Origin of the sequence: Mesorhizobium ciceri biovar biserrulae (assembly GCF_001618845.1) — a bacterium.
Taxonomy (GTDB): Bacteria; Pseudomonadota; Alphaproteobacteria; order Rhizobiales; family Rhizobiaceae; genus Mesorhizobium; species Mesorhizobium ciceri.
This window is the reverse complement of the sequence record NZ_CP015064.1, coordinates 951,540-976,686: the sequence shown is the minus strand read 5'-3', so window position 1 is coordinate 976,686 and position 25,147 is coordinate 951,540. Positions and strand designations below refer to the sequence as shown.

18 protein-coding genes and 2 pseudogenes are annotated in these 25,147 nt (G+C 58.2%); 4 read left to right on the top strand and 16 right to left on the bottom strand.

The window, feature by feature from the left end; genetic code table 11:
• Positions 1-118: 118 nt before the first annotated feature.
• The 7 genes from A4R29_RS04425 to A4R29_RS04395 all read right to left on the bottom strand — a co-directional run bounded on the left by A4R29_RS04425 (position 119) and on the right by A4R29_RS04395 (position 8,746).
• Entirely contained in the window at positions 119-907 is a 789-nt protein-coding gene (locus A4R29_RS04425; protein WP_027162812.1) for an ABC transporter permease, read from the bottom strand.
• Between the two features lie 3 nt (positions 908-910).
• The gene (gene nodI, locus A4R29_RS04420) at positions 911-1,918 is read right to left on the bottom strand and encodes a nodulation factor ABC transporter ATP-binding protein NodI (RefSeq protein WP_395316747.1); all 1,008 of its coding nucleotides are present in this window, start codon (positions 1,916-1,918) and stop codon (positions 911-913) included.
• A 64-nt stretch (positions 1,919-1,982) separates the two neighbouring features.
• Positions 1,983-3,257 (bottom strand): chitooligosaccharide synthase NodC, encoded by a 1,275-nt coding sequence (gene nodC, locus A4R29_RS04415; protein WP_027162814.1) that lies wholly within the window; start codon positions 3,255-3,257, stop codon positions 1,983-1,985.
• Between the two features lie 126 nt (positions 3,258-3,383).
• Positions 3,384-3,977, bottom strand: a complete 594-nt coding sequence (locus A4R29_RS04410; protein ID WP_063171283.1) for a NodA family N-acyltransferase — start codon at positions 3,975-3,977, stop codon at positions 3,384-3,386.
• Between the two features lie 1,499 nt (positions 3,978-5,476).
• Complete coding sequence (locus A4R29_RS04405; protein WP_027162816.1) at positions 5,477-6,445, bottom strand: GDP-L-fucose synthase family protein; 969 nt, start codon at positions 6,443-6,445, stop codon at positions 5,477-5,479.
• Positions 6,446-6,518: 73 nt separating this feature from the next.
• Positions 6,519-7,619: a GDP-mannose 4,6-dehydratase gene (gene gmd / locus A4R29_RS04400; RefSeq protein ID WP_063171282.1), complete on the bottom strand. Its 1,101-nt coding sequence runs from the start codon at positions 7,617-7,619 to the stop codon at positions 6,519-6,521.
• A 134-nt stretch (positions 7,620-7,753) separates the two neighbouring features.
• Positions 7,754-8,746: a nodulation protein NodZ gene (locus A4R29_RS04395; RefSeq protein WP_063171281.1), complete on the bottom strand. Its 993-nt coding sequence runs from the start codon at positions 8,744-8,746 to the stop codon at positions 7,754-7,756.
• A gap of 719 nt (positions 8,747-9,465) precedes the next feature.
• Between A4R29_RS04395 and A4R29_RS34865 the strand changes: the two are divergent.
• Positions 9,466-9,729 (top strand): annotated as a pseudogene (locus tag A4R29_RS34865) (IS481 family transposase); the annotation flags it as partial.
• A 115-nt stretch (positions 9,730-9,844) separates the two neighbouring features.
• Here the strand turns inward: A4R29_RS34865 and A4R29_RS04390 are convergent.
• From A4R29_RS04390 to A4R29_RS04370, 5 genes are all read right to left on the bottom strand, one after another.
• Positions 9,845-11,011 carry an NAD(P)/FAD-dependent oxidoreductase gene (locus A4R29_RS04390; protein ID WP_063171280.1) on the bottom strand — a complete coding sequence of 389 codons (1,167 nt, stop codon included), beginning with the start codon at positions 11,009-11,011 and terminating at the stop codon, positions 9,845-9,847.
• Between the two features lie 1,166 nt (positions 11,012-12,177).
• The gene (locus A4R29_RS04385; protein ID WP_063171279.1) at positions 12,178-12,768 is read right to left on the bottom strand and encodes a NodA family N-acyltransferase; all 591 of its coding nucleotides are present in this window, start codon (positions 12,766-12,768) and stop codon (positions 12,178-12,180) included.
• Positions 12,769-13,206: 438 nt separating this feature from the next.
• Complete coding sequence (fabG, locus tag A4R29_RS04380; protein WP_027162822.1) at positions 13,207-13,944, bottom strand: 3-oxoacyl-[acyl-carrier-protein] reductase; 738 nt, start codon at positions 13,942-13,944, stop codon at positions 13,207-13,209.
• 296 nt (positions 13,945-14,240) lie between these two features.
• Entirely contained in the window at positions 14,241-15,449 is a 1,209-nt protein-coding gene (locus A4R29_RS04375; RefSeq protein ID WP_063171278.1) for a beta-ketoacyl-[acyl-carrier-protein] synthase family protein, read from the bottom strand.
• A complete protein-coding gene (locus tag A4R29_RS04370; protein ID WP_063171277.1) occupies positions 15,450-15,725 on the bottom strand; it encodes an acyl carrier protein in 276 nt (91 codons plus the stop codon). It abuts the gene before it with no gap.
• A gap of 596 nt (positions 15,726-16,321) precedes the next feature.
• Between A4R29_RS04370 and groES the strand changes: the two genes are divergently transcribed.
• Together groES and groL are read left to right on the top strand one after the other, a co-directional pair.
• Complete coding sequence (gene groES, locus A4R29_RS04365) at positions 16,322-16,618, top strand: co-chaperone GroES (protein ID WP_006203049.1); 297 nt, start codon at positions 16,322-16,324, stop codon at positions 16,616-16,618.
• A gap of 62 nt (positions 16,619-16,680) precedes the next feature.
• Positions 16,681-18,339 carry a chaperonin GroEL gene (groL, locus tag A4R29_RS04360; protein ID WP_063171276.1) on the top strand — a complete coding sequence of 553 codons (1,659 nt, stop codon included), beginning with the start codon at positions 16,681-16,683 and terminating at the stop codon, positions 18,337-18,339.
• Positions 18,340-18,519: 180 nt separating this feature from the next.
• Here groL and A4R29_RS04355 read toward each other — a convergent pair whose 3' ends face one another.
• The 4 genes from A4R29_RS04355 to A4R29_RS04345 all read right to left on the bottom strand — a co-directional run bounded on the left by A4R29_RS04355 (position 18,520) and on the right by A4R29_RS04345 (position 24,049).
• Positions 18,520-20,427 carry a putative bifunctional diguanylate cyclase/phosphodiesterase gene (locus A4R29_RS04355; protein ID WP_063171275.1) on the bottom strand — a complete coding sequence of 636 codons (1,908 nt, stop codon included), beginning with the start codon at positions 20,425-20,427 and terminating at the stop codon, positions 18,520-18,522.
• A gap of 298 nt (positions 20,428-20,725) precedes the next feature.
• Positions 20,726-20,986 carry a helix-turn-helix domain-containing protein gene (locus A4R29_RS32620; protein ID WP_167355167.1) on the bottom strand — a complete coding sequence of 87 codons (261 nt, stop codon included), beginning with the start codon at positions 20,984-20,986 and terminating at the stop codon, positions 20,726-20,728.
• 217 nt (positions 20,987-21,203) lie between these two features.
• Positions 21,204-22,619 (bottom strand): mannose-1-phosphate guanylyltransferase/mannose-6-phosphate isomerase, encoded by a 1,416-nt coding sequence (locus A4R29_RS04350; RefSeq protein ID WP_027161664.1) that lies wholly within the window; start codon positions 22,617-22,619, stop codon positions 21,204-21,206.
• The gene (locus tag A4R29_RS04345) at positions 22,619-24,049 is read right to left on the bottom strand and encodes a phosphomannomutase (protein WP_063171274.1); all 1,431 of its coding nucleotides are present in this window, start codon (positions 24,047-24,049) and stop codon (positions 22,619-22,621) included. The genes A4R29_RS04350 and A4R29_RS04345 overlap by 1 nt, the downstream gene beginning before the upstream one ends.
• Positions 24,050-24,697: 648 nt before the next feature.
• On the opposite strand from A4R29_RS04345, the pseudogene A4R29_RS35545 reads away from it, so the two are divergent.
• A pseudogene (locus A4R29_RS35545) lies at positions 24,698-25,141 on the top strand (beta/alpha barrel domain-containing protein); the annotation flags it as partial.
• Positions 25,142-25,147: the final 6 nt, after the last annotated feature.

The window sequence follows — 25,147 nt, the reverse complement described above, 5'->3', positions numbered from 1 at the left end:
GGCGTTCCATAGCGTTGTGAGATTGAATCGACGCCAGCCAAAACCCTTCGCGGCACATGCTGGCGATGTCGCTTCTATTTGCGTCCGTAGTACATGGTTTATCTCCTTCTCTTTCGCGTCAGCGCATCAGTCGGCGGCGCAACAGCGCCATCGAGAGGAAGAATGGCAACAGAGCGTACAGGCCGAGCACACCGATGTGCAGGGCCATGCCGCTGATCGGGCGATCAAGCATTACCGGACGAATAAGCTCGATCGCATGTGCCAGCGGCATGCATCGCGCTATCTGCTGAAAGGTGTCAGGCAGCTGATTTAATGGGAAGACCGCGCCCGACAGGAACAGCATGGGTGTAAGGATAAGCGTCTGGTAAAATACGAAGTAATCGTAGCTGGGCGAAAGTGCGGTGACGACCATCGCGATGCTGGCAAATACGAACCCTGTCAGAGCAATGAATGGCAGTGCGTAGAGGACGGACGGCCAGGCTGTATAGCCCAACGCTGAGGTGACAATGGTAATTGCCATACCGGCCAGGAAGGCCTTGGTGGCTGCCCACGCCAGTTCACCCAGAACGATGTCGCCGAGGGTAACGTGCGTATACAGCATGGCTTCCCATGTGCGTTGAGAATGCATGCGAGCGAAAGCCGCGTACAGTGTTTCGAGGGTAGAGGCGGTCATCGCACCGACCCCGACCATGCCGGCCGCCAAAAAGGCGATGTACGGCGCACCGTCGACGCGGCCGACCATTATGCCGAGGCCGGTACCGAGGCCGAAAAGGTATATCATTGGATCGGCGAGGTTACCGAGAATCGCCACGAACGCGACTTTCTTCCATGCCAGATAGTTGCGGCGCCACACCGCAACCCAGTTCCACGCATTGGCGGGTAGCACCGCCGCAAGACCTTCAATCATCGTTTACTCCTCCATCTCACGACCGGTCAGCCGCAAGAAAACATCCTCGAGATTGGCTGGACGAAGAAGAAGGCGCAGACTTGGCCGCCCCTGGAGTTGTGTGCGCACCTGATCAGGGTCTGGCGCATAGCAGTAGAGCGTTTCGCCGCTGACCTCGATGCGCTGAGAATATGGCTTGACCAGCGAATGCAACTCGTGCGGGTCGCCGCCGTAAATCTCCATGACCTGGCATCCGATATGCTCGTCGATCAGCGCCTGCGGGCGGCCTTCGGCGATGTAGCGACCCCTTTCGAGCACGCACAGCCGATCGCATAATCGCTCAGCCTCTTCCATGAAATGCGTCGTCAGGATAATCGTCTTTCCGCCCGCCAACAGGGCGCGCAGCCGCTCCCAGATCAGGTGGCGCGCATGCGGGTCGAGGCCGGTGGTCGGCTCGTCCATCACGATGAGCTGGGGGTCGTTGATCAACGCCCGCGCCATCGTCAGGCATCGCTTCATGCCGCCGGACAATTCCGAGACGCGCGCATCCGCCTTGCGCTCGAGGCGAGCAAACTCGAGAAGCGACGGGATGACCGCTTCGCTCTGGCGGGTGCTCATGCCGAAGTAGCGGCCGAACACCAGCAGGTTCTCGCGTACGGTGAATTCCTGGTCAAGATTGTCGAATTGCGGGACCACGCCGATGCCCCTACGTGCCAGCCGAGCGCGCGCCGGCACCGGGACGCCGAGAACCGTGATCGTGCCCGCATCAGGGCATGTCATGCCGAGAAGCATACGCGCAATCGTGCTCTTGCCCGCCCCGTTTGGTCCCAGGAGGCCGAAACACTCTCCCGACGCAACGGTGAACGACAAGTCGTCGACAACGACCTTGCTCCCATACGACTTGGTTACGCCATTGAAATCGACTGCAGCGGTCGACAGAGAGGCAGGCACGGAGCTCTTCGCGCTTGTTTGCCCTTGAGATTCCCCTTCGATCGCGGACATCTCGATCCGCCGAAGATTCTCTGGGTCCAACTTCAGGTTCAACACTGGCTGTTTCTGGTCCTGGCTCAAAACTCTTCCACCTGCGGTCACGTAACTATTGCTGTTCGCTGTAAGCTGCGTCAGATCTCACCAAGTTGGGCTTTGGAATGGCGCCGCCGGTGTCTGGCACAGTGACCGCAGAGCTTCGCGACAACCAATCGCTATTGCTCAATGTACACAGCGCGTATGCTTTCAATGGCAGCAAGAGAAAGATGTTGATGAGTGTGTGAAGCGAGAAACCGAGAAATCGAAGTTGGCGCGAACGAAACGCTGCCACGCTGCAGCGAACTATAGTCATGACCGCAATCGTCAGGCATGCCGTCCAAGGCACAGTACCTGTGGTCATGAATTGCGCGATCCCCGCCAGGAGCGACAAAGAGAGCAATAGTGGGCCAAGGTTCTGCCCAATCACGTCCAATGTGAGATAAATATTAAGACCGCGCAGCAGTTGGAGCGCCAGCAACGTGTCACGGAATGTGCTCCGGGCCCAGCGAAGCTGTTGGCGCAGATAGGGACCCATGCTGTTGGGAACGACTGTTGCCGCGACGGCCTCCGGCACATACTCTGTTCGAAAGCCCGCTTTCAACATCAGGATCGTAAGGTGGCGGTCCTCACCGAAGTCGCTCGGCTTCCCTCGAAAGCGCTGCGTCTCATATTGATCCAGCAGCGAAACAAGAGCGGTTCGCCGATACATGGCACACGGACCGCAGCAACACATGACGGCACCGAACCGAGCCTGCGCTGCCCGCTCTTCGTTGCAGGCGAGCCAGTATTCCATGTCAATCAACCGCGTCAGCCAAGTTTCATCGCGATTGCTAGCCGCCAATTGGCCCATTGCGGCGCCGATCGCTTGATCTTGCATCTTCAGCGCAAGCCTTGTGACGACGTCCGGCGCGAGTATCGTGTCCGAATCGACATTGAGCACCAAATCTCCGCACGAGCGGCGAACCGCCGCGATCTGTGCCTTGCGCTTTCCGACATTCGTTGGGAGTGCAATGAAGTTGAACCTCGGATCGCGAGCGTATTCCTCGTGTACACCTGCGAGCGCATCGCGGTTTCCGGAACCGTCATCAACAACATAGACCTGCAGTTGTCCGGCGTAGTCCTGACCTGCAATGGAAGCCAGGCAGTCCGAGAGGGTGCGAGGTGCCTCGTTGTAGCATGGGATAATGACATCGACGCTCGGCCAAGGCTCACAGCCGGTCGGTTCGCCCGAAGTCGGCGGTACGTTTGCGGGCAGGGTATAAAAAACCTGCGCGGTCTTATAAACAGTCGACAGCAGCGCATAAGAGCAGACTGCAACAATACTGGTTGGGGCAAAGAGGTTCATGATATCTCAGATTTTTCGATGAATTTGAGGAAGCGAGCGGCCAATAAATCCGCGACCAGTGCTGAATTCAGATCGATCAATGCCAAAGGGGCCGGGTCGCGCTGACTGAACAATTGCGGGTGTTGTTCATAGCTCAGGACCGTTCCGATCGATCAAAGTGCCGACCGGCCACTCGCTCATTGGGCGTCCAATTGGGAGCACCATAACGAGTATGTCGTCGTCTACGCGGGTGGGAGGCAGATCGGGGTACACGTCCGGGAGGGTTGAACGCACGCGAACGCCCGTCAAAATGTTCCCCAAGCCTTTGCGGCAGAACCTCCCAACATGGTTCCGGAGCGCCTGCCGAACCGTGCCGAAAGCGAATGGAACGCCAAGCTGCTGCAGCACCGGATACATCGCGCTGATCGAATGGGCGATTCCCAGCCCCTCAAGATCCCGACGCACACCGTATAGACCGAGTTCAGCGACAAGCAGATCAGCCTCGTCAACTTTGATGTATCGGCGCAGCAGGCCCAAGTGAGCCGCTATCCCGTGCACATCAGTGCCGATTGCGCGGACCTCCGGCCTTGCACCGGCCCAGCTGCGACCGCCTGCGAATTGCTTCCCATTGAAGGCTCCGGTAGGCTCATAGGTATTCCTGAAGAACTCAGAGAGTTCGAGGTGATCGGACACCCGCAACTCATTTTCCCAGCACAACCTCCACTGCACGTCAGAGCGCATGCGAAGACTTCCTTTTTTTGGGTTCCTTTGTGCACCCCACGCGGTAGAGCAATGGGGATGCCTGTCATGTCGGGCTCTATGGACCACCCCCCCAGATTGGTAAAATTGATTGTTTAGATCGCGAGCATCCACGCCATGGATGTTTAAACCAGGCGTTTTAAAGGCCTTGATCTGAAGCTTCTGGTCGTGCTCGATTTGCTCGATACAGGCGACGCACCGAGGCAACTGTCGGTGACACAACCTGGTTCAAGAGCGGCCGCCAGCGTGCGCCTCGTGCCGAACAGCGATCAAGTAGAGGACGGACCCGTCTGTAGGCGTCAGCAAACGCAGCGACCGTTAATGCACGCTGATGATCCATGGCGATCGCGCAGCTTTGGACAGCGCTGAAAAAGGTCCGCGAAGCCTCTGGCTCGACGAGTTACGGGCGGTCGCGCTCGCCAACACTGATCGTCTGGCCGATGCTCTCGAGGTCCACTTGGCAACCCGTACGGGGGTGAAAGCGGCCTGACGGAACTGGAGAGCGAAAGGAGGGCGCACCTCGGCTTTCGGCACAAATGGAAGAGGTGGGAAACGGTCACCCGTCGCTTCCGAACCTGATGTGTGGACGGGAAAGGCTTCGGCCGACGTCTGGGGCCGTTGAAGGGGAAGCGGACGGAAACCGTTGCGGCTCGCGGCGCTGAAGATCGAGCCGCATGAAGAAGCCGGACATTCTAAGCACTTGTTACCATCAACCGGATCCAGGTATTTTGCAACCGGCGCTCTTATATGTCCACCTATTTAGCGTCAGCTTGACACTTAGGCGCAGTGTCTCCAGAGTCATCCTCGTCAATTCGTCCAGCAGGAAGCGGAAATCGGCTATCGGAAGTGGGCCAGCAGGCACCCTTCATTGATGGACGCGGTAACCTGTCACTGCCGTCTGAGTGCTCAGGACGATCGCGCTCCGAGACAGCTTGGCGCACTGCAGACGAGCGACTGGTGTAGGGTAACCCGCTTCGCCATCAACGAGTCCCGCTGCAGCATGGGGCGTCGCTATACGTTGGAGGCGAGTGAGTCGGCATAAACACGCCGATTGAATCCGCTAGGAAGGTTGCCAGACCGCGAAAAGGCGCGATCTTTGGATGGCGACGCGACCGCCTGCGGATGCGCGAGTTGGCCATCGACGTCCGCCATTTCCGTTTGCACCGCCTTGCCTGCCCCAGGCATGATGAGGGTCTAGTTGGCGTCCTTGGCGAGGCCAAATTCTAGGCAGCGGCTCCCGAGAGGTTGAGCCGTTCTAATTAGCGGCTTGAGTTAACCGCGCTCACGCACAGCGGTTCCAGGTGCGGCCCGTATACGGCCCTTCCAGTTGGCTTGACCAACCTTCTTGGGTGATCCCCTGCATCACCGGCTGCGGAGAGGTCCGGCCTGCAACGTTAGCACGAGCCAATAGTGCGGCCGCCTGGGCATGTATGCGTCCCTCCCTTCTGTTTGGCCAATCTGAGCAAGCTTGCGCATCCACCTCAAGTCCCATGAAGGCGAAGAAAATCCTGATATGTCGCTTGCAACCCGGTACCAAGAGAGGTTTTGGCTTTCCAGCCAAGCTTATGCAAGCGCGTTACGTCCAGTAACTTGCGCGGAGTACCGTCTGGCTTCGTCGTATCGAATACCAGATTTCCTTCCCAGCAGACCGCCGCCTTGACGAGTTCCGCCACCTCGCGAATTGTGACATCCTCGCCAACGCCAACATTAATCAGGGGCGCAGTATCGGGGGCTGTCAAGGCGTCAAATTCCGAATCTGGCAGGCCAAGCAGGAACGCAATGGCATCGCCCATATCCGACGAATACATAAACTCTCGCCGAGGGTTTCCGGAACCCCAGACCCCCACCGAGGACTCGCCGTTTATTTTAGCGTGATGAAAACGGCGTATCAGAGCAGGCAGAACGTGGCATTTTTCCGGGTGATAATTATCGCCGGGACCATATAAGCTGGTCGGCATCAAGGCGAGATAGCGCGCCTTGTATTGCCGGTTGAAAGACCAACATGATTCGACTCCTGCGATTTTTGCCAAAGCGAAGGGACGATTCGTCGCTTCAAGCGGACCGGTGAGAAGGTATTCCTCCCGTATCGGCTGCGGACAGTCGCGTGGGTAAATACAGGAGGAGCCAAGAAAAATCATCCGATCGACGCCGGAGGCGTAAGCGGCATCAAAAACACTGACCTGGATCGCGAGATTGTCATGAAGAAAATCGACAGGGGAGCGATCGTTCGCGAGTATACCACCCACCGTTGCCGCGCACATTACCACGTAATCAGGCCGCCGCGACATGAAGAACTTTCGCGTCTCGCTACGGTCAAATAGATCTACTTCTTCGCGAGTACGTGTTATTATCTCATAGGATCCTAGCGCCTCGAGGGCTCTCATGGTGGCGGATCCAACAAGGCCGCGATGACCTGCCACGTAGACTTTCTTCATCTTTTGTTTTTCCATTGATAGCGCTCTGAGCGCTCCTTAAGAAGGCCACCATAGTACTTGGCAACAAGCCAGCATGGCGCCGCCGTGGTCAGCATAACTCTCGTGGACTGTGAGAGTAATGACTTTGCTTCATCATCACTGCGTCACGCTCTGCCATGCGCAGATCTTCCCGAACCATCTCCCTAACCAATTCAATGAAGGAGATCTTGGGCTCCCACCCAAGTTTTTCTTTGGCCTTGCGGGCATCGCCGAGGAGCGTCTCGACTTCTGCAGGACGAAAATAACGGCTATCTACTTTTACAATCAAAGCTCCCGTCTTTGCATCGTATCCCTCTTCGTCGACCCCTTCTCCAACCCAACGAACATCAATGCCGAGTTCAGCGGCCGCGACGGTGACAAACTCGCGCACCGAATGTTGCTCACCGCTAGCGATCACAAAATCTTCAGCTTGCTCCTGCTGCAGCATCAGCCACTGCATCTGAACATAGTCTCGGGCGTGCCCCCAATCGCGACGCGCATTAAGGTTTCCCAATACTAAAGTCCGCTGTAATCCAAGCTTAATTCGAGCCATGGCGCGCGTTATTTTCCGCGTTACGAACGTTTCTCCACGCGCGGGTGATTCATGATTGAATAGAATGCCGTTGCATGCATACATATTGTAAGCTTCTCGATAATTTATGGTAATCCAGTGAGCATACAATTTGGCAACAGCATAGGGTGAACGGGGATGAAACGGTGTCGTCTCGGTCTGTGGTGTTTCCCGCACCAGCCCGTAGAGCTCAGACGTCGAGGCTTGGTAGTATCGCGTATGCTCGACGAGCCCCAGGATCCGAATTGCCTCGAGGATACGCAGCGCACCCATGGCATCGGAGTTCGCGGTGTATTCTGGTTCTTCAAAGGAGACTGCAACGTGGCTCTGAGCTGCCAAATTGTAAATTTCATCCGGTTGAACCAGTTGGATGACGCGCGTAAGGCTGGACGAATCTGTCAAGTCCCCGTGGTGAAGTGTAAGACCAACGTCACTTTCATGAGGATCATGATAGAGATGGTCGATACGGCCTGTATTAAAAAGAGACGATCGTCTCTTTATCCCATGCACAGAATAGCCTTTTTCTAATAGGAATTCCGCGAGGTAGGAACCGTCTTGCCCCGTGACCCCGGTGATTAAAGCGACTTTTCTCTTTGACAAGCTTGTTATCCTTTGATTTTGACGCGCCCAAAAAAATGCTCGCCTGCGGCGGCATTGCGTGACGAAAAGGGGCGCATTGGGCAGGCGAACGGGGGCTCTGCGCTGGGGAGAGTTCTAGCGGGCGGCCAACCCTTTCATGGAGCTGGGGAACGTTCGAAAGAATTATCAATCAAGATCAAACGAGGCGGGTCATTCAAATCGAATTCGATGATTCGCGGCACAAAGAGGCGGGCATAGCGGGAGAAGGCGCTGGTCGGAGGAAATCGAATTACAGTGTCGCATCTACCGAGGAGATACATCTCAACGAGAGCGGAAAAGCCCCCGTCGGAACCGCCCAGTGCCGCACTATGTAAGGGGCCGGCATGATCCGCTTGGAAGTGTTTTGGGACGGTGAAGAGTTCGGGAAACATGCCCGACAAGCGATCAACAACCTGCGCGCTGTCTGTACACAAGAACACTTTTACAGGCCTTGGATGCGGTTGCGCTTTGGCCATACGAATGGCAGTGCACACCTGCTCTAAGGCAACCTTTGGATCAGCCCAGTAGGGTGCGTGATCCATAATATCTTCGCCGTTGCCATGGCGGACATGGACTCCAATTATGCTGTGCCCGTCGAAATGTTCCTGGTAGAGCGCTTCAATCCGATCCTCAATCTCGGCCCTTGGTCTAATGCTCCGAAATATCGTTCGCTCGGCTTGCTCATCGCAACGCCACATCAAGCAAGCATCACACACCACCGTGTTGGCTTCACAATCATGTTGGGCCTGGAAAAGATCGTTAAGCTCATCACGTTCTTGAAAAATCTGTTCATCCGGACGGTACACGCAGTCTATGGATGGCTTGTTCCACCACGACGGGAAGAAGGGACCGGGGAATGAGACGTGGTTGATCTGGTCATCGCAGATGACCCGTACACCACCGATCTCCTCAATTGGCTTGAAGAAAGCCGGAAAGGCATTCACAGACGGGTTGTCAAGGTAACAAGAGCCGCGCCAATCTATTGCTAAAGCTCGTCCCGTCCGACGCGCGTAGTCCCAAGCCGACGCTAGAGACCACAGGCAATCACCGAGACCCTCGCGCCGTCGAGAAACAACGAACCGATCCATCCTCGAGCCATCCACAAGCATCTAAATTGCCTCTTTCCAACACACCACAAACCTCAGCGTTGCTGCTCCCTTTGAGGCAAGCGCCTGCGCAATTGAGGGAAGCTTGTCGTGCTGCGCCAATGCGATGTAGCTTGCGTCCATCGCGGAAGTGCGTGGCCGCGATGGACGCGCGCCAGGACTGGTCTTCGGCGCAGACCAGAAAATGCTCTTCGGAGCCAACGCAAACATCAACCACTTTCCCTAAGGGTTACATCCTTGAATTCATTCTATGCAACGTGCCGTAACATCGGTAAAATCGTCTGTTTCGATGAAAGGCATCCACGCCATGGATGGGGCGTGACATGAGCTCCACGGGCGTTGACCTGAACCCTCTCGTTGTGCTCGGCGGACTGCTAACCCAGCGTCAGCCGGCCATTTAGCGCGCCTGCAACGACGATCCCGATGATCTCCTTCGTGTGCGGGCAAGTGGATTGAGTTTCGACTGTCGCAAGACACTTCGTCTGTACTGCACGGCTCTGCTGAAAGCGGATATTTGCCGAGCGGTTATGGACAGGGGTTGTCGCGAAGAGATCTCGCCGGACCGTTCACCAGTTGGCCTGGCGCCCGGCGGCAGGCCGGCGGCGAGCATTGCCAAGTGGCTGGCCGCAGCATAATCGGCTTGTCTGGTGTTTGATCCGAGGTTTGATGGCTCATCATTGTCATCCGACTAAATGGATGCGCCGATGGGCCGAGAAGTGGAGAGGCGGGGTTCGACAGCCGATCTGCCCACCAGCCCCAGGGAGCCGAGATCGACGGTCTTGTCTGCCGAGGAAGAGAACCGTTCTTGTGGCCTTCCGCCGCAACACGCTTGCAGCCGACGATACCTCATCTGACGCGCTCTTCACTGCGCCGATGTCTCCAGCGCAAGCATCGGGCAATTGCCAGACGCCGACGTCGACAGGCCAGCGAAGAAGAGGTTCAAGGCCGTTCCGATCGCCCTCTTCCCCATTGATATAGCGAAGGTCCGCAGGACCAGGGCAAGCTAAACATGAAGGCCGTTGTACCGCGGCACCGCCTGTCGCTATCCTTCGTGGCGCTGTCTCGCCGACACCAAAGGAGACAGTCGCGCCGCCGTTGTTGTTAGATCACATTCAATTCCCGAAACGCCCGCCCCTCCGCCAACCTCTCATACCCAAACGCCGAACAGTCCACCGTGCGATAGCCGCCATGGACGATGAGTTCCGCCAGTGCCTTGCCCACCCCCGGCGCCTGTTGCAGGCCGTGGCCGGAGAATCCGTTGGCTAAGATGAAATTGCCGACTTCGGGATGCGGACCAATCACCGCGTTCTGGTCGAGCGTGTTGTAGTCGTAGTGGCCGGCCCAGGCGCGGGTCGGCTTGATTGCCTCGAAGGCGGGAATGCGGGTCGCCAGCACCGGCCAGATCACCTCTTCGAACAGTTGCCAGTTTACCTCGAAATCCCCCGGGGCGGCCGGGCCGTCGCGCTCTTCCGGCTCGGCGCCACCGGCGAGGTAGACCGAACCTTCCGGGCGCACATAGATGCCGGAGGGATCGACCAGCAGAGGCATGTCGGTATATTTCTCGCGCGCCTCGAAGACGAAGACGTTGCGCTTGCGCGGCTCTACCGGCAGCGCCAGCCCTGCAAGAGCCGCAACCTTGCCGGCGTTCGGGCCGGCGGCGTTGACGACGATGCCAGCCTCCAGCACCTCGCCATTGTCGAGGCCGACGCCGCTGACACGGTCGCCCTGCCGCTCGATACCCGTGACATCGGCGGTGATGAAATCGATTTTCTTCGCCCGCAACGCCTTGCGGAACAGCATCAGCATCGCATGCGCGTCGAACCAGCCTTCGCCGGTGCGGCCATAGGCGCCGGCTGAAATGCCCTCGGCCGACAGCCACGGGAACCGGCGCGAAAGCTGGTCGGCATCCTCCAGCAAGATGTCGGCGCCCTCCGCGATCTGCGCCTGGTGATTGCTCCTCAGGATCGGCAGGCCGTCCTCGCCGGCAAGGATGAGGTAGCCGCCCTCGCGAAAGCCGATATCGGCGTCATCCCCGAACTCTTCCTTCAACCGCCGGAACAGTTTCAACGTGAACTGCGACAGACGGATGTTTTCCGGGATCGAGAATTGCTGGCGGATCGAGGCCAGGGACAGTGTCGTCGCCGCATGCGCGAATTGCGGATCGCGCTCGATCAGCGCGATTGAGCCGGAAAACCCTTCCTCGCGCAGATAATAGGCGATCGCAGAGCCGACGATGGCTCCTCCAACGATAACGATGTCGTCATGCATTTTTTGTCGCCTTTCCGGTAACCGCCCGTGTCGATTACACAGCCGTCAGCATGATGTCGGAGCGCGCGCCGGAGGGCGCGGTCACCGTTCCCGCATGGCTTTCCAGCGGCCCTCACACAGGCGGTCCTGCTTCACTCACAAGATGCCTGCCGCCAGTGAACCTGAAAATCGTGGTGAGCGTACCATTGACAGCGATTTGCGGTCGCGAAGATTCCATGAATTTCTTTGAAAGGACTGTTGCAAACAGGAGCGCAACGACATTGGCCAGGGCGAAACGCAAATTGCCTGGCACCACAGTGTGCCGCAAAAAGACTCTTAACCTGTCGTGGCGCCGTCGACAGCAAATCCGGCGTCGATCGCGCTTCGAGCGATGAGATCGCCTAACTCCCAATCTGTGAAACACTTCCCTCAGCTGTTCTCCATCGGCCCTGCTGGGTTTGACGATCTGGCTTGCCATGATCTTTGCGGCCGTGTCGAACAAGCAGGCCACCGACTTCGTATAGGCAGCGGCGCCAACCAACCTTGCAAAATTTGGCAGCCGAACTGCGCAAGTAGCAGCAGTAACCTGAGACATGGGTTAAACATGCAAAACCGCAGTTCCGGATATGCGGTTGCGAGACAGCAACGACGCCGACGACCTTGCCGCCTACCATATGGACGCCTCCAAGCTAGCCCCGCTCGGCGCATTGAATTGGCCTTCGGCAAGTGTTTCCTGCCCGCGCCAAGCGCTCACCAGCGCTCGAACGCTCGATCGGTCATATATCAGCGTTCGTCGATCGGTGGCTTGGCAGCAAGGCCGAGCCTAGCTCGTTGGCCATCGGCGAAACTCTCGGCGGGAGACTGTGTCTTGAACGGAAGAGCTGTCAGTTGACGTCCTTGATGATATGAAAGATCCTCCCTCACCGCAAGCTTGACGCGCACGTCATTAGGTTCGCCACCACCATCGCTGCCCCTCATTTCGTCGCCTCAAGGTCAGACTGGAAGTGCCGGATCGTCCCTGCGCGGAACCTCGCGCTCGGATCGATTTAGACGCGCAGGTTTTTGGATGTGCGTCGGCCTTAATTATCCATAGCAACGCGAACGCGGAAAGCATATTCAGTCCGAGCAGCTCTACAAAGGCCCGTTGCCTAGATGCCCCAGCGCCATCACGCGTCACTTCAAGATGTTCATAGCTCCGGACCGTTCCGAACGATCATGGTGCCGGATGGCCACTCGCTGATCGAGCGTCCAATCGGCACAACCACGACGAGCACGTCCTCCACTCGCGTGGGCGGCAGGTCGAGATACACATCTGCGAGAGTGGACCTCACGCGAACGCCCGACAGAAGCGCCGCCAGGCCGTCTCTGCAGAACCTCTCCATATGGTTCCGCATCGCGTGCCGAACGGTACCGAAAGCGAATGGAACTCCAAGCTGCCTCAATATTGGATATAAAACGCGCATTGAATGACCGATCCCTTGTCCCTCAAGGTCCGCGCGTACCCCGTACAACCCCAGGTCAGCCACCAGGAGCTCGGCCTCGTCAACCTTGATGAAGCGGCGTAGTATGCCGATATGAGCCGCTACGCCGTGCGCGTCGTAGCTGATTGCACGGAGTTCCGGCCTCGCGCCGGCCCAGCTACGGCCGCCTTCGAATGGCTCTGAGTTGAAGGCCCCAGTCGGTCCGTAGGTCGTTCGGAAAAACTCGGAGAGTTCGACATGGTCGGCCTGTTGCAAGTCACTTTCCCAGCACAACCTCCACCGCACGTCAGAGCACATGGAAAGACCTCATCTTTGTTGGTGTTTTGTTGTGAAGTGCCTAGCCGAGGGACGCTTGTCGCATCGAGCGGGCTCGATGTAGCTTGCGCAGGTCACCGACGAACTAGCCACAACGAACATGTGTCTCCGCTGCGTTCCGATTACACCGGAAGGCGTACACTGGAAGAATACTGGTCGGAACCGCTAGAAACATCGATAATTACCTTTGGATTATATCTTGGACATCTTTGCTAGGCGATGTTCTGTGGGCAATGGCAAAGTCGTCTGTTCGATGAATGCAGTCCAGCGCAAGGAAGGACATGCGTTTCAAAGAGCTTGTCCTAAATCTCCGCCGACCCGGCCAGTTGTCCGACCGCTCGGCCAGACCACCCGACTGCTATCCGGGTGGGAACCGTCCTCCACTGTTGATACGTGATCGGGGCGCACTGAACTTTCACGCTAAATCATTGCCATACCGCCGTTCACATGAAGGGTCTGGCCGGTGATGTAGGCGGCCTCGTTCGAGGCCAGGTAGACCACGGCCGAAGCGACTTCCATGCCGGTGCCCATGCGCCTGGCCGGAATGGCGGCCATGATCCCCTCTTTCTGCTTGTCATTCAGCTTGTCGGTCATGGCCGATTCGATAAAGCCCGGCGCCACGCAGTTCACCGTCACGCCGCGTGTTGCGATCTCCTGCGCCAGAGATTTCGACACGCCGATCATGCCAGCCTTTGAGGCGCAATAGTTCGCCTGGCCGGGATTGCCGGTTACGCCGGACACGGAGGTGATGTTGATGATGCGGCCGTTGCGGCGGCGCATCATCGAATGGGTCAGTTCGCGTGTGAGCCGGAACATGGCGGTCAGGTTGATCTCGAGGACCGAGTCCCAGTCGTCGTCCGACATGCGGATAAAAAGCCCGTCCTTGGTGACGCCGGCATTGTTGACCAGTATGTCGACGCCTTCGAGATCGGCTTCCGCCTTTGCACCCAGCGCCTTGACCTCGTCGCGGTTCGAGAGGTTCGCCGGAAACAGTTTTGTGCGCCCGCCAAGTTCGGCAGCCAACGCCTCGAGCTTTTCGACACGCGTGCCGTGCAGGCCGACGGTTGCGCCCTGCGAGTGCAGCGCCCGCGCTACGGCCTCGCCTATTCCACCGCTTGCTCCGGTGACGAGCGCCTTGCGGCCGGTCAGATCGAACATTTATCGATTTCCCTTTCTAAGGACCGGCTTCGCATGGAAGCGGCCACTGGCGGCACTGCGTGCCTGACATTAGGGTAAAGCTTTGGACAGACCCGAGCCGAACCGAAGGACCTCGCTTGACCTTCCGGGTAGCGGTAGGTCCGCCGCTTCAACAGTTGAGAATTTTGCAATAACGAGGTCCGGTTCGTCGAGCTTCCCCCGCCACTTTGCGCTGGGCGGTCCAAGGGACGTCCTTCACAACCGTGATCCGGCAAGGATTGGATATGAGAGAGAGTTATTTGCATCTCTCATGGCTTTTACACCTGCTTGAACGCCAGAACTGCGTTCATGCCGCCCATGGCGAAGGCGTTGCTCAGTGCCACGCGCACCTTGCGTTCGCGCGCCATATTGGGCGTGACGTCGAGATCGCAATCGGGGTCTGGCTCGCGATAATTGGCGGTCGGCGGCACGATGCCCTCCTGGATCGCCATCACGCAGGCGATCATTTCAAGTGCGCTCGCCGCGCCGAGGCAATGCGCGTGCATGGACTTGGTGGACGAGACAGACATCGAATAGGCATAGTCTCCAAAGACGCGCTTGATGGCCGCCGTCTCGGTTCGGTCGTTGGCCTTGGTGCCGGTGCCGTGGGCGTTGAGGTAATCGACGTCCTCGGCATTCAGCCCGGCGTCGGCAAGGCAAGCGCGCATCGCGGCCTCCGGCCCCTCGATGGACGGCGCGACGATGTGAAAGGCATCGCCGGAAAGGCCGATGCCTGCAATCTCGGCAAGCATTGTGGCACCGCGCGCCGCGGCATGCTCATAGCTTTCCAGCACGGCCATGCCCGCACCCTCACCTATCACCACTCCCTTTCTGTCGGCGGAGAAGGGCCGGCAAGTGTCCGGAGCGAGGGCGCGCATTGCCTCCCATGCCTTCAGCTGAACGCATACGAGTGGCGCTTCGGCGCCCCCAGCAAGCATCACGTCGGCTCGACCGAGCCTGATCTGATCCGCCGCCGAAGCGATCGCATGGTTGGCTGATGCGCATGCAGACGCGATGGCAAAGACCGGGCCGCGCAGGCCGAGGCTCATGCTGACCTGACTGGCAGCGGCGCTCGGCAATCCCTTTGGTGCAGCGTAGAGGCCAGTACGCTTCGCGCCGTCCAAATAGAGGGCGCGGTAGGTTTCTTCGACCGTTCCCCAGCCCCAACCGCAGACGCCTACTGTCGCACCGAAGCGATACGGATTTCCCTCCTCGCAGGAAAGTCCGGCGTGTTGCATCGCTTCGCGCGCTGCAAGCACAGCGAGCAAGCTGAGGCGATCCATGGAGACGAGCTGGTTGCGGCCGATGTCGTGCTCCGGCAGCTCCTTTATCTCGGTACCGACAGTACCCTTCATCTCCTGAAGCTCGGAAGTTACCATCGGGCGGATGGCGGAGCGGCCTTCACGCATCTCTTTCCAGATAGAGGCAGCGTTGTTGCCCAGGCCGCAAAGCCCGCCCATCCCAGTAATGACGACTCGCCTATCCAATCAGACCTCCTTCGCGAGCAAACCGCGAACGGCTTCCACCATGTCGCCGACATTGTTGAGATTCGACCAGGCGTCGGCCGAGTTCATGTCGATCTTGATGTCGTAGGCCTGCTCCACATCCCAGAGGAGATCCGCCAAACCCAGTGAATCGACTCCGAGCGAGGTCAGTTCCGTGGCAGTCGTTATTTCGCCGACAATGGACACGCTCTCGCCGCTTTCCGATTCGAGGCGGTTCTTGATCGTGGCAATGATTTCCGTTGCGAGTTGATCAGCCATTCTGTTTTTTTTCCATAATAATGCCTTTTGACGTGGGCGCGGCGCCAGGCCTTTGCCGTCACGTCGCGACGTCACACGACAAGGGTTCGGGCGATCGGCGCGTGTGAGGTGCTCTCAATGCGAGATTCCGAAAGATTGATAAAATCGTTTGTTTCGATAAGACGCATCCACCCTTTGGATAGAAATAGATCCCGATGAACGGGCAAGCCCTCGTCATAAATCCCGCATGGCCCTCCAACGCAAAAGCTCGGCACGTCTCGGGGCGACTAGATGCTCAGCGCCCGCCTTGCTCTCTACGGCGCGACGAACCGCGCTTGCGGTCGCGATGGCACAAAAGTTAACCATCCGCAGGGTGGATTCATCCTGTGGGTCGAGCTCCGAACATCATCGATTCGCTGGACTCTTCAGGGTTGCATCGCCCTTAATGTCGCGATCGCCCACCCTGTCGTCTTGACTAGCGCCACGCCACGGTTTATCTCACCGCCACGTTAGCACTCGCCTTTGCTGAGTGCTAACTGCAGGTCCGGACAGCCGGGCTTTGTACGTGTCCGGCGCCGCCGGATGGTGTTCTCACCGTTCTCATCGAGGAAGAAAAAATGGCAAAATCGAAGTTCCGCCCGCTTCATGACCGCGTGGTCGTTCGCCGGGTCGAATCCGAATCCAAGACCGCTGGCGGGATCATCATCCCCGACACGGCAAAGGAAAAGCCGCAGGAAGGCGAGATCATCGCTGTCGGCTCCGGCGCTCGTGACGAAGCTGGCAAGCTGGTCCCGCTGGACGTCAAGGCCGGCGACCGCATCCTGTTCGGCAAGTGGTCGGGCACCGAAGTCAAGCTCAATGGCGAAGACCTTCTGATCATGAAGGAATCCGACATCATGGGCATCATCGGCTGATATCAGGCCTTTCCGTCAACTGAATTCCCGGGCTCGATCGAAGCCCCTGCCAGGAGCTAAAAATGGCTGCCAAAGACGTAAAATTCTCCCGTGATGCCCGCGAGCGCATGCTGCGCGGCGTCAACATCCTCGCCGACGCGGTGAAGGTCACGCTCGGCCCCAAGGGCCGCAACGTCGTCATCGACAAGTCGTTCGGCGCCCCGCGCATCACCAAGGACGGCGTCACCGTCGCCAAGGAAATCGAGCTTGAAGACAAGTTCGAGAACATGGGCGCGCAGATGGTCCGCGAAGTTGCTTCGAAGACCAACGACATTGCCGGCGACGGCACCACGACCGCGACCGTTCTGGCGCAGTCGATCGTCCAGGAAGGCCACAAGGCCGTTGCCGCCGGCATGAACCCGATGGACCTGAAGCGCGGCATCGACCTCGCGGTAACCGACGTCGTTGCGACGCTGATCAAGAACGCCAAGAAGATCAAGACCTCGGAAGAGGTTGCCCAGGTCGGCACGATCGCCGGCAACGGCGATGCTTCGGTCGGCTCGATGATCGCCGAAGCGATGCAGAAGGTCGGCAACGAGGGCGTCATCACGGTTGAAGAAGCCAAGACCGCCGAGACCGAACTCGAAGTCGTCGAAGGCATGCAGTTCGACCGCGGCTATCTCTCGCCCTACTTCGTCACCAACGCCGACAAGATGGTTGCCGAGCTCGAGGACGTCTACATCCTCCTGCACGAGAAGAAGCTGTCCAACCTCCAGGCCATGCTGCCGGTCCTCGAAGCCGTCGTGCAGACCTCGAAGCCGCTGCTCATCATCTCGGAAGACGTCGAAGGCGAGGCTCTGGCCACTCTGGTCGTCAACAAGCTGCGTGGCGGCCTGAAGATCGCTGCCGTCAAGGCGCCGGGCTTCGGTGATCGCCGCAAGGCCATGCTGGAAGACATCGCCATCCTCACCGGTGGCCAGGTCATCTCGGAAGACCTCGGCATCAAGCTCGAGAACGTCGGCCTCAACATGCTCGGCCGCGCCAAGAAGGTGTCGATCTCCAAGGAGAACACCACCATCGTCGACGGCGCCGGCAAGAAGGACGAGATCCAGGGCCGCGTCGCCCAGATCAAGCAGCAGATCGAGGAGACCACTTCGGACTACGACAAGGAGAAGCTGCAGGAACGTCTGGCGAAGCTCGCCGGCGGCGTTGCGGTGATCCGCGTCGGCGGTGCGACGGAAGTCGAAGTCAAGGAAAAGAAGGACCGCGTCGATGACGCCCTCAACGCGACCCGCGCGGCCGTCGAAGAAGGCATCGTTCCCGGCGGCGGCGTCGCACTGCTGCGCGCTTCGCTGAGCATCAACGCGGTCGGCGTCAACTCCGACCAGGCCGCTGGCATCAACATCGTTCGTCGTGCGCTGCAGGCTCCGGCCCGCCAGATCGCGGCCAACGCCGGTGCGGAAGCATCGATCGTTGCCGGCAAGATCCTCGAGAACAAAGGCGCGACCTTCGGCTACAACGCCCAGACTGGCGAATATGGCGACATGATCGCCATGGGCATCGTCGATCCGGTCAAGGTCGTTCGCACCGCTCTTCAGGACGCGGCCTCGGTCGCCGGCCTGCTGGTCACCACCGAAGCCATGATCGCGGAGGCTCCGAAGAAGGAGTCGGCTGGCGGCGGCGGCATGCCTGGTGGCATGGGCGGCGGCGGCATGGGCGGTATGGGCGGCATGGATTTCTAATCCAGCCTCTATCAGCCTCCAGATACGGAAAGGGCGGCAGCGATGCCGCCCTTTGACCAACTTCTCGGAACCACAACTACATCGTCGTAATGGCGCTTGATAACGCACCTCATGTCCGCTCCAGCACCCATCTCGTCCTTTGGCGCTCTCCTTGATGAAATCAGCAATAGCTGGTACCGGTCACAAGTCTTTCGCGTGCTCTTTTACTGCAAATTCAAGCGCTTGGGTCAGAGTTACCGCCTTGGAGAATAGGAAGCCCTGAGCGGTTCTGCATCCAAGCTTGTGCAGAATTTGTCGGTCTGCCTCTGTCTCCACGCCCTCGGCCATGACCTCGATCCCAAGCGTCCTACCAAGATCGATCACCGTTTTGACAAGCAGCCGGTCGTCTCGGGACCTTGCCAGACCGCGAACGAAGCCCTGGTCAATTTTCACCTTGCGTATCCGGCTGTCCTTGAGCGATGCCAATGTGGAAAAGCCGGTGCCGAAGTCATCGAGCGCGATGGAGATGCCGGCATGTGAAAGCCGTCCGAGCTTCTCATCCACTCTGTCCGGGTCCACAGGGGATTCTTCGGTGATCTCAATTTCGAACATCGTTGGTGGCAGGTCTTTTGCGGCCAAACCATTCAGAATCATATCGTCGATATCGCCGGCCTCCAGTTCGCGCGGTGAAACATTCATTGCCACACGTACATCACGGCGGTCAGCTTTCAACAAGCCGTCGATAAGAGCACAACAGTCCGCGAATACCGTATGGGTCAGCAGCTGAAGCATTCCGGTTTCGCGCGCGGCTATGATGATTTCGGGCGGAGAGATGGCGCTATGAATCGGGTGGGTCCACCTCAGCAAGGCTTCGAAACCAACCAGGGCCTCGGTATCGAGTCTTACGATGGGCTGGAACCAAGAACTGAGGCTTCTCGTCTTTATCGCCGCATGAAGGTCGCGTTCAATGGACTGGCGGCGATGCAGCTCCCTGTCGAGTTCGGCAGCGAACAGGCAAAATTCGTTCCTGCCACGACGCTTAGCTGTGTAAAGGGCGATATCCGCCCGCAACAACATTTCTGTCAGCCCCGGCCTTTCGGCCAAGTATATTCCTAAAGATGCTCCGATCCGGACGGACGCGACCCCAGGATAGGGGCGAGCAAGTTTGGCTATGATGTTGGATGCGAGAATACTGGGAGAAGGAGAATTTCTGAGCGAGGGGAAAAAAAGCACAAATTCATCGCCGCCAATACGGGCGAGCGTTGAGCCTGCGGGCGCTTCTTGCTCTATCCGGCGGGCGATCATGACGAGCAGTTCATCACCCGTCCTGTGACCGTAGGTATCGTTGACAGACTTGAAACCGTCTAAGTCAATCAGCATTGCCACGAAGGGGCCGTCTGTGTTTTCGTACTGACCGATTGCGTGTTCGAGGCCCCGTCTGTTGAGCAGCCCCGTCAAGTGGTCCTCCCTGGAATTGCGCTCCATTTCGGCCGCAAGCCGCTCGGCCTCATGTCTCAGGCGGCTCGCCTCGCGGAAGCGCGCTTGCCCTACAAACGAGCTTCGAACCAAGCCGCCCTCGAAGAGTAGAACCGCAAAGGCCAGAATGTAGTCTTCCAAGTTGCCTTTCGTCAGCAGCCATCCTGCAGTGATAAGGAGTGGCGGTGTGATGAAGTTGATCGCTGCCGCAGAATACGAACTGCCGTATGTTATCGCACCTGCTGAAATCCCCGCCAGAATGATCAGATGCAGCGCCGCTTGGGGTGTTGTGTATCCGGCCGTGAGGACGGCAGGAAAGGACCAGGCAAATCCTGCCACAAGAGCAAGAATCGCAAACCAGCGAAGCCTCTGCGAAATCCATTTCAAATCGTCCTGATGACCCGTCTCATTTAGCTGATAATGGGCTAGTGCAAGGCGCGCGACATTTATAGCATTGACAATCAAGAACCAGACTGCGGCCGCAAAGCCCTCGCCAGAAAGGGCCTGCACCATCAAAATCAAGCCTGATAGGATAGTGCTTATCGGCATTGACACGAAGAGACCGGCCCTCAAATCAGCGAGCTGATCCTGAAGAATTCTGGCATCCAGCGCGTCTTCTTTGTTCAGGGCCATAGATCAGTCAGCTTGCTTTCTGGTCTTCTTCCGGAGCGCAGATTTATGCAAACCCCCTGAAGGACGGGTTAACGATTCAGCGGGGCATCAGCCTTGCGTCGCTTAGTCAATGAGATGTCTGCGAAGACCTACTGCGGCCAAAGGAACGCGGCGTCGTGGTGTCCCGGATTCGGCACGAAACTGGGATCTAGGAAGGAGCGGCACGGAAGCTGCGCTGGTCGTGCCGCCGAAGGCGACGCACAAGGGCTTCGCGATGCTCTTCACGGCCCCTGCGGCGGGTAATCTTCAGAGGGCGAGGTCAAGCAGCGTTTGGGATGGTTGAGATTTCATCGAAGATACTCTCAGCCAAGCCAAGTGCCCGAGCAATCCGATCGCGATATGCCCTGTCGGAGGGATGGCCAGACTCAATCAGCCTGACCTCCTCTACCGTCAGTCCGCTCGTCACGGCGATTTCCTCGGTCGAATAGCCAAGATGTTCTCGATATGCCTGAATTGCGGGTTTTCCGTTTGAAATTGCGGTAAGTACTGTCTCGGGCAGCGCGAAAGGCGAAGCAGTCATTTTGCCTCCAAAGCAGAGACCGGCCGTCAAGCGGCGGCCGATGTTGAGATAGGATGCCGAAAAGCCCGAGCCGGGGGCATCTCGGCGTGGGAGGCGCTCCGCTAATGCGGCGGCCGCCACCGTTTAAATCAAGACCTCATCTCCGCGGATTCCTATATAGCTAAAAGAAGACGTTCGCGAGTGCGCCAACTTGTTTGGGACCCGTAGAAGTGGACTGTCAGGCTCGACCGTATACGTCATCAAGCCGCACGATGTCATCTTCGCCGAGATACTCTCCGCTTTGGACTTCGATCATCACCAGGCCGATATTGCCGGGGTTCTCGAGCCGGTGTTTGTGACCGCACGGGATATAGGTGGATTGATTGGTGGTCAGGAGTAGCTCCTGGTCGCCGTTGACTATTTTCGCAGTGCCGCTGACCACGACCCAGTGCTCGGAGCGGTGATGGTGCATCTGCAGGCTCAAGCGTCCGCCAGGGTTAACCTCGATGCGCTTGATCTTGAAGCGCTCGCTTTCCTCCAGAACCGTGTAGGTGCCCCAGGGCCGGTGCACTGTACTGTGAAGTAAGTGTGCTTCATGTCCCGCAGCCTTGAGTCCCTCGAAGAGTTTCTTTACATCCTGGACGCTATCGCGGGATGCGACAAGCAGGGCATCGGGGGAATCCACGATCACCAGGTCGCTGATACCGACGGTGCCGATGACTCTCTTGTCCGAGCTTATGTAACTGCGCATGGTGTCGATCATGTGAACATCGCCGCGAATCCTGTTTCCGTTCACGTCAGCGGCGACCAGTTCAGCCATTGCGTTCCACGATCCAATGTCATTCCACCCCATTTCGCATGGAACGACGGAGAGATTGTGGGTTTTTTCCATCACCGCTCGGTCGAGTGAAATACGCGGAGCCATGGCGAAGTGCTCAGATGAGAGTTCGATGCTGGCAACATGGTCGCCGTGGCTGACGCGAGCATTCTCGTAGCTAGTGAGAACGGCATCGATCACCTCTGGGCAATGCGCAGCCATTTCGTCGAGCATGACCTGCGCCTTGAAGCAGAAGATGCCGGCGTTCCAAAAGAAACGTTTGGAGGCGACGTAGGATTTGGCTGTCTCGATGTCCGGCTTCTCGACGAAACGGACGACTTTTTCGCCATCGGCCTCGATGTAGCCGAATGCTGTGTCCGGCCTGTTCGGATTTATGCCCAAGGCAGCGATGTGCCCCTGCCGCGCATGCTCTATCGCCCGGCCCATGGCGCTTCGAAAAGCCGACAGGTCGCCGATGATTTGGTCCGCCGGAAAAATGCACAGGATCGCATCCGGACCCTGTGTTGCCTTGGTGTGGATCGTCGCCGCGGCGACAGCGGAGGCCGTGTCCCGGCCCTCCGGCTCGAGCAGGAAGGTGCGCGGCAGCACAACAGACTTCAGCTCGTTAAAATCGTCTTTCGTGAGGTAGAGGTGGGCCTTGGAGGTCACGGTGACGAGTTCGGCGACCCCCTCTATCGAGACCGCACGCAACACGGTGTGCTGAATGAGCGAATGCCCGTCCGCCACCTTGAGGAAAGGCTTGGGATGCGATTGCCTCGAGGCAGGCCACAGCCGCGAGCCCGCCCCGCCGCTGATAATGACCGGAACCACTTTCATCAAATGCTCCCTATCGTCTGTGACGCGGATGCCAATGCCCTTTTCAGCACCGAGGCGACGATCGCCGTGGCTCTGCTCTCGGTTGAAGCTTCCGAATAGCAGCGCAATTCCGGTGCATTGCCGGAGGGTCGCAGATGTATGATCTCATCTGTGCTCATCCGAACCCTGAGGCCGTCGGTTTCGTCGACTTCGGCTACGGTCCCGAACGGAGCGAGAAATTGCCGCAACGCGTCGAGGTCTGCGAGGCGATCCATCAATCTGCGCGAACTTTCCGCAGTGAAGTCTTGAAGGCGTTCGCTCGCGCACGCCGGAAGGTTCCAAAACCCGCGCAGTCCCGACAGCTTCTTCTTTGTCGATGCCAGGGTACCGAGAACAGCTAGGATTGGGAGCAGCGAGTCCCGCGTCGGCAATGCGGTCAGCGTCTTCCCGTTCACCGTGCAATCCGAGCCTAGCAGAACACCGCCATTGGCCTCAAAACCGAGGACGATGCCGGCGGCGCCGCCTGAGGCTTCCATGGCTTCGATGACAAATGGAGAGCCGACCTTCGACCTCCGGACTTCGAAACCAAGAGCTTTCGTGATGCCCGAATTGGAGGTCACTGGCGTCACGACCGTGTCTGCCTTCAGGAAGAGAGCCGTTGCGAGCCCAATCAGGTCGCCGCGAAAGAGATCGCCATTTTCATCAGCGATGAGTGGCCGATCAGCGTCCGCATCGGTCGACACGATGGCATCGAGACCGAATTCGCGGACCCATTTCTTCAATTTTGACATTGTTGCCGAGTCCACGGCTTCGGTATCGACAGGAACGAAGGTTCCGGTTTTCCCGACCGCGATTACGCTGGCACCGAGCGATTGAAGGACCTGTACCAACAGTTCCGCCGCGACAGAACTGTGCTGGTAGACACCAAGTCTCATGCCGGAAAGGGAGCCCGGCTCAAGTATGTCATTGGCGCGCTCTCGATAACAGCCGATCGCTTCTTCATGGCGCATAGGCCACGTCGTTCCCAGAGGGGCCGGTGGCAAGCAATATGCAGCTGACCTTTCGCCTACAAAGCGCGTCATCGCGGCCTCATCCGCCTTGCTGATTTCACCATTCGGACCATAGAATTTGATGCCGTTGCGATCGGCTGGAATGTGCGACCCGGTGACCATAAGAGCGGCCGTGCCGTGTCTGCGTGCATATAGTGCCAGGGCAGGCGTAGGTATGGCGCCGCAATCGATCGGCTGAAAACCATTTGAAGCCAACGCCGCCAAGCAATTGTTGACTATTGCCTGACTGCTGTCACGTAGGTCGCGGCCTATGAAGACTGAACCATTCGGCTGAACCCCGCTCGAAATCAAACGCCAAGCGAAAGCTTCGGCATAAAGTCCGCTGGCTTCGCCAACCAATTCCGAATCCAAACCTCGAACGCCGCTTGACCCGAATTTCATGACTTCGCTTTGCTGGTGTAATGTTGCAGTTGGCTAGTGCTTCTATTAAATGCGCCATCGCTCTCAGCCACCTGCAGTTCAGATATGCGCTCTCTCCGGTAACGGCCGATCTAATTTCTAGAACGATCCCAAACAGGAGCTCAGAACGGGGGTTTCTCGCCACCCAAGGCTGCCGGATTTTAGCGGACCCTATAGCTCGCTCTATCACGAGAGCCGTGAGGCCCTTCTGAGGTCCGGCCTCCACAGTCGGTCAGGGGCATGCACAGTTCTCCTCTTCTATCGGAATCTTTGGCCCGCTCTTCTAATGATCAAAGGCATTGATGATTGATCGGGGCATGCCGGTATTTCGCTATGCAGCATCATGACCGGCCGGTAAACTTGGTTGTTTGGATTGGATGCATCCATGCCATGGATGGGCTAGAAAGCCCTTATCGACAAGGATCGTAGAGCCCCTGCGCTCAAGTCTATGAAAGTTGTTTCTGGAGTTGCGTTGGATCAGGGCCTACCCAAAAAGTTGACGCTTTCGTCGTCTCCGTGATCCACGCCTTCGCCCTTGTCTGCATTCATCCCTTTTCGGCAACGTAACGGCCGCATTCACTGCAACCCGATCCAGCCACGTGCTTGTTTGCGCCGCTTCAATCCGCCGGGACTGCTGGCTGCAACTCCGTCAAGGAAGAGCGGACACCACCGCGAACATGGCACCGCGAGAGTTCGGCACGAGCTGGACCAAGCTCGAAGTAACGTTGGAAGCGGACATGTCCGGCCTTGTCAGGGCCGCGCGCATCCTGTGTGAAGACGGCTTTGCGGTAATCCCCTGCCAGTCATCGGCGGCCTATCCTCGCCGAGCGGGTGCTGGAAGCGCAAGGTGCTGATGCCGCCGTGGTGAGCGCGGGCCGGTTATATGAGGCGCTGCGCTCGATGCGCCTTCGCATGCTGCCATCGTCATGGAGCTCGGCTTTGACGCCGTGCTTGTGACACGGCGGTCGCCAAGGCGGCGGATGCCGCGGGCATGGCGCGAAGCCGGTCGAAGCTTGGTTCGGGAATGCTCGAAGCGTCCCGTCCACTCCCGTGATCGGAATGCTGGCGTTCTGACTCGAT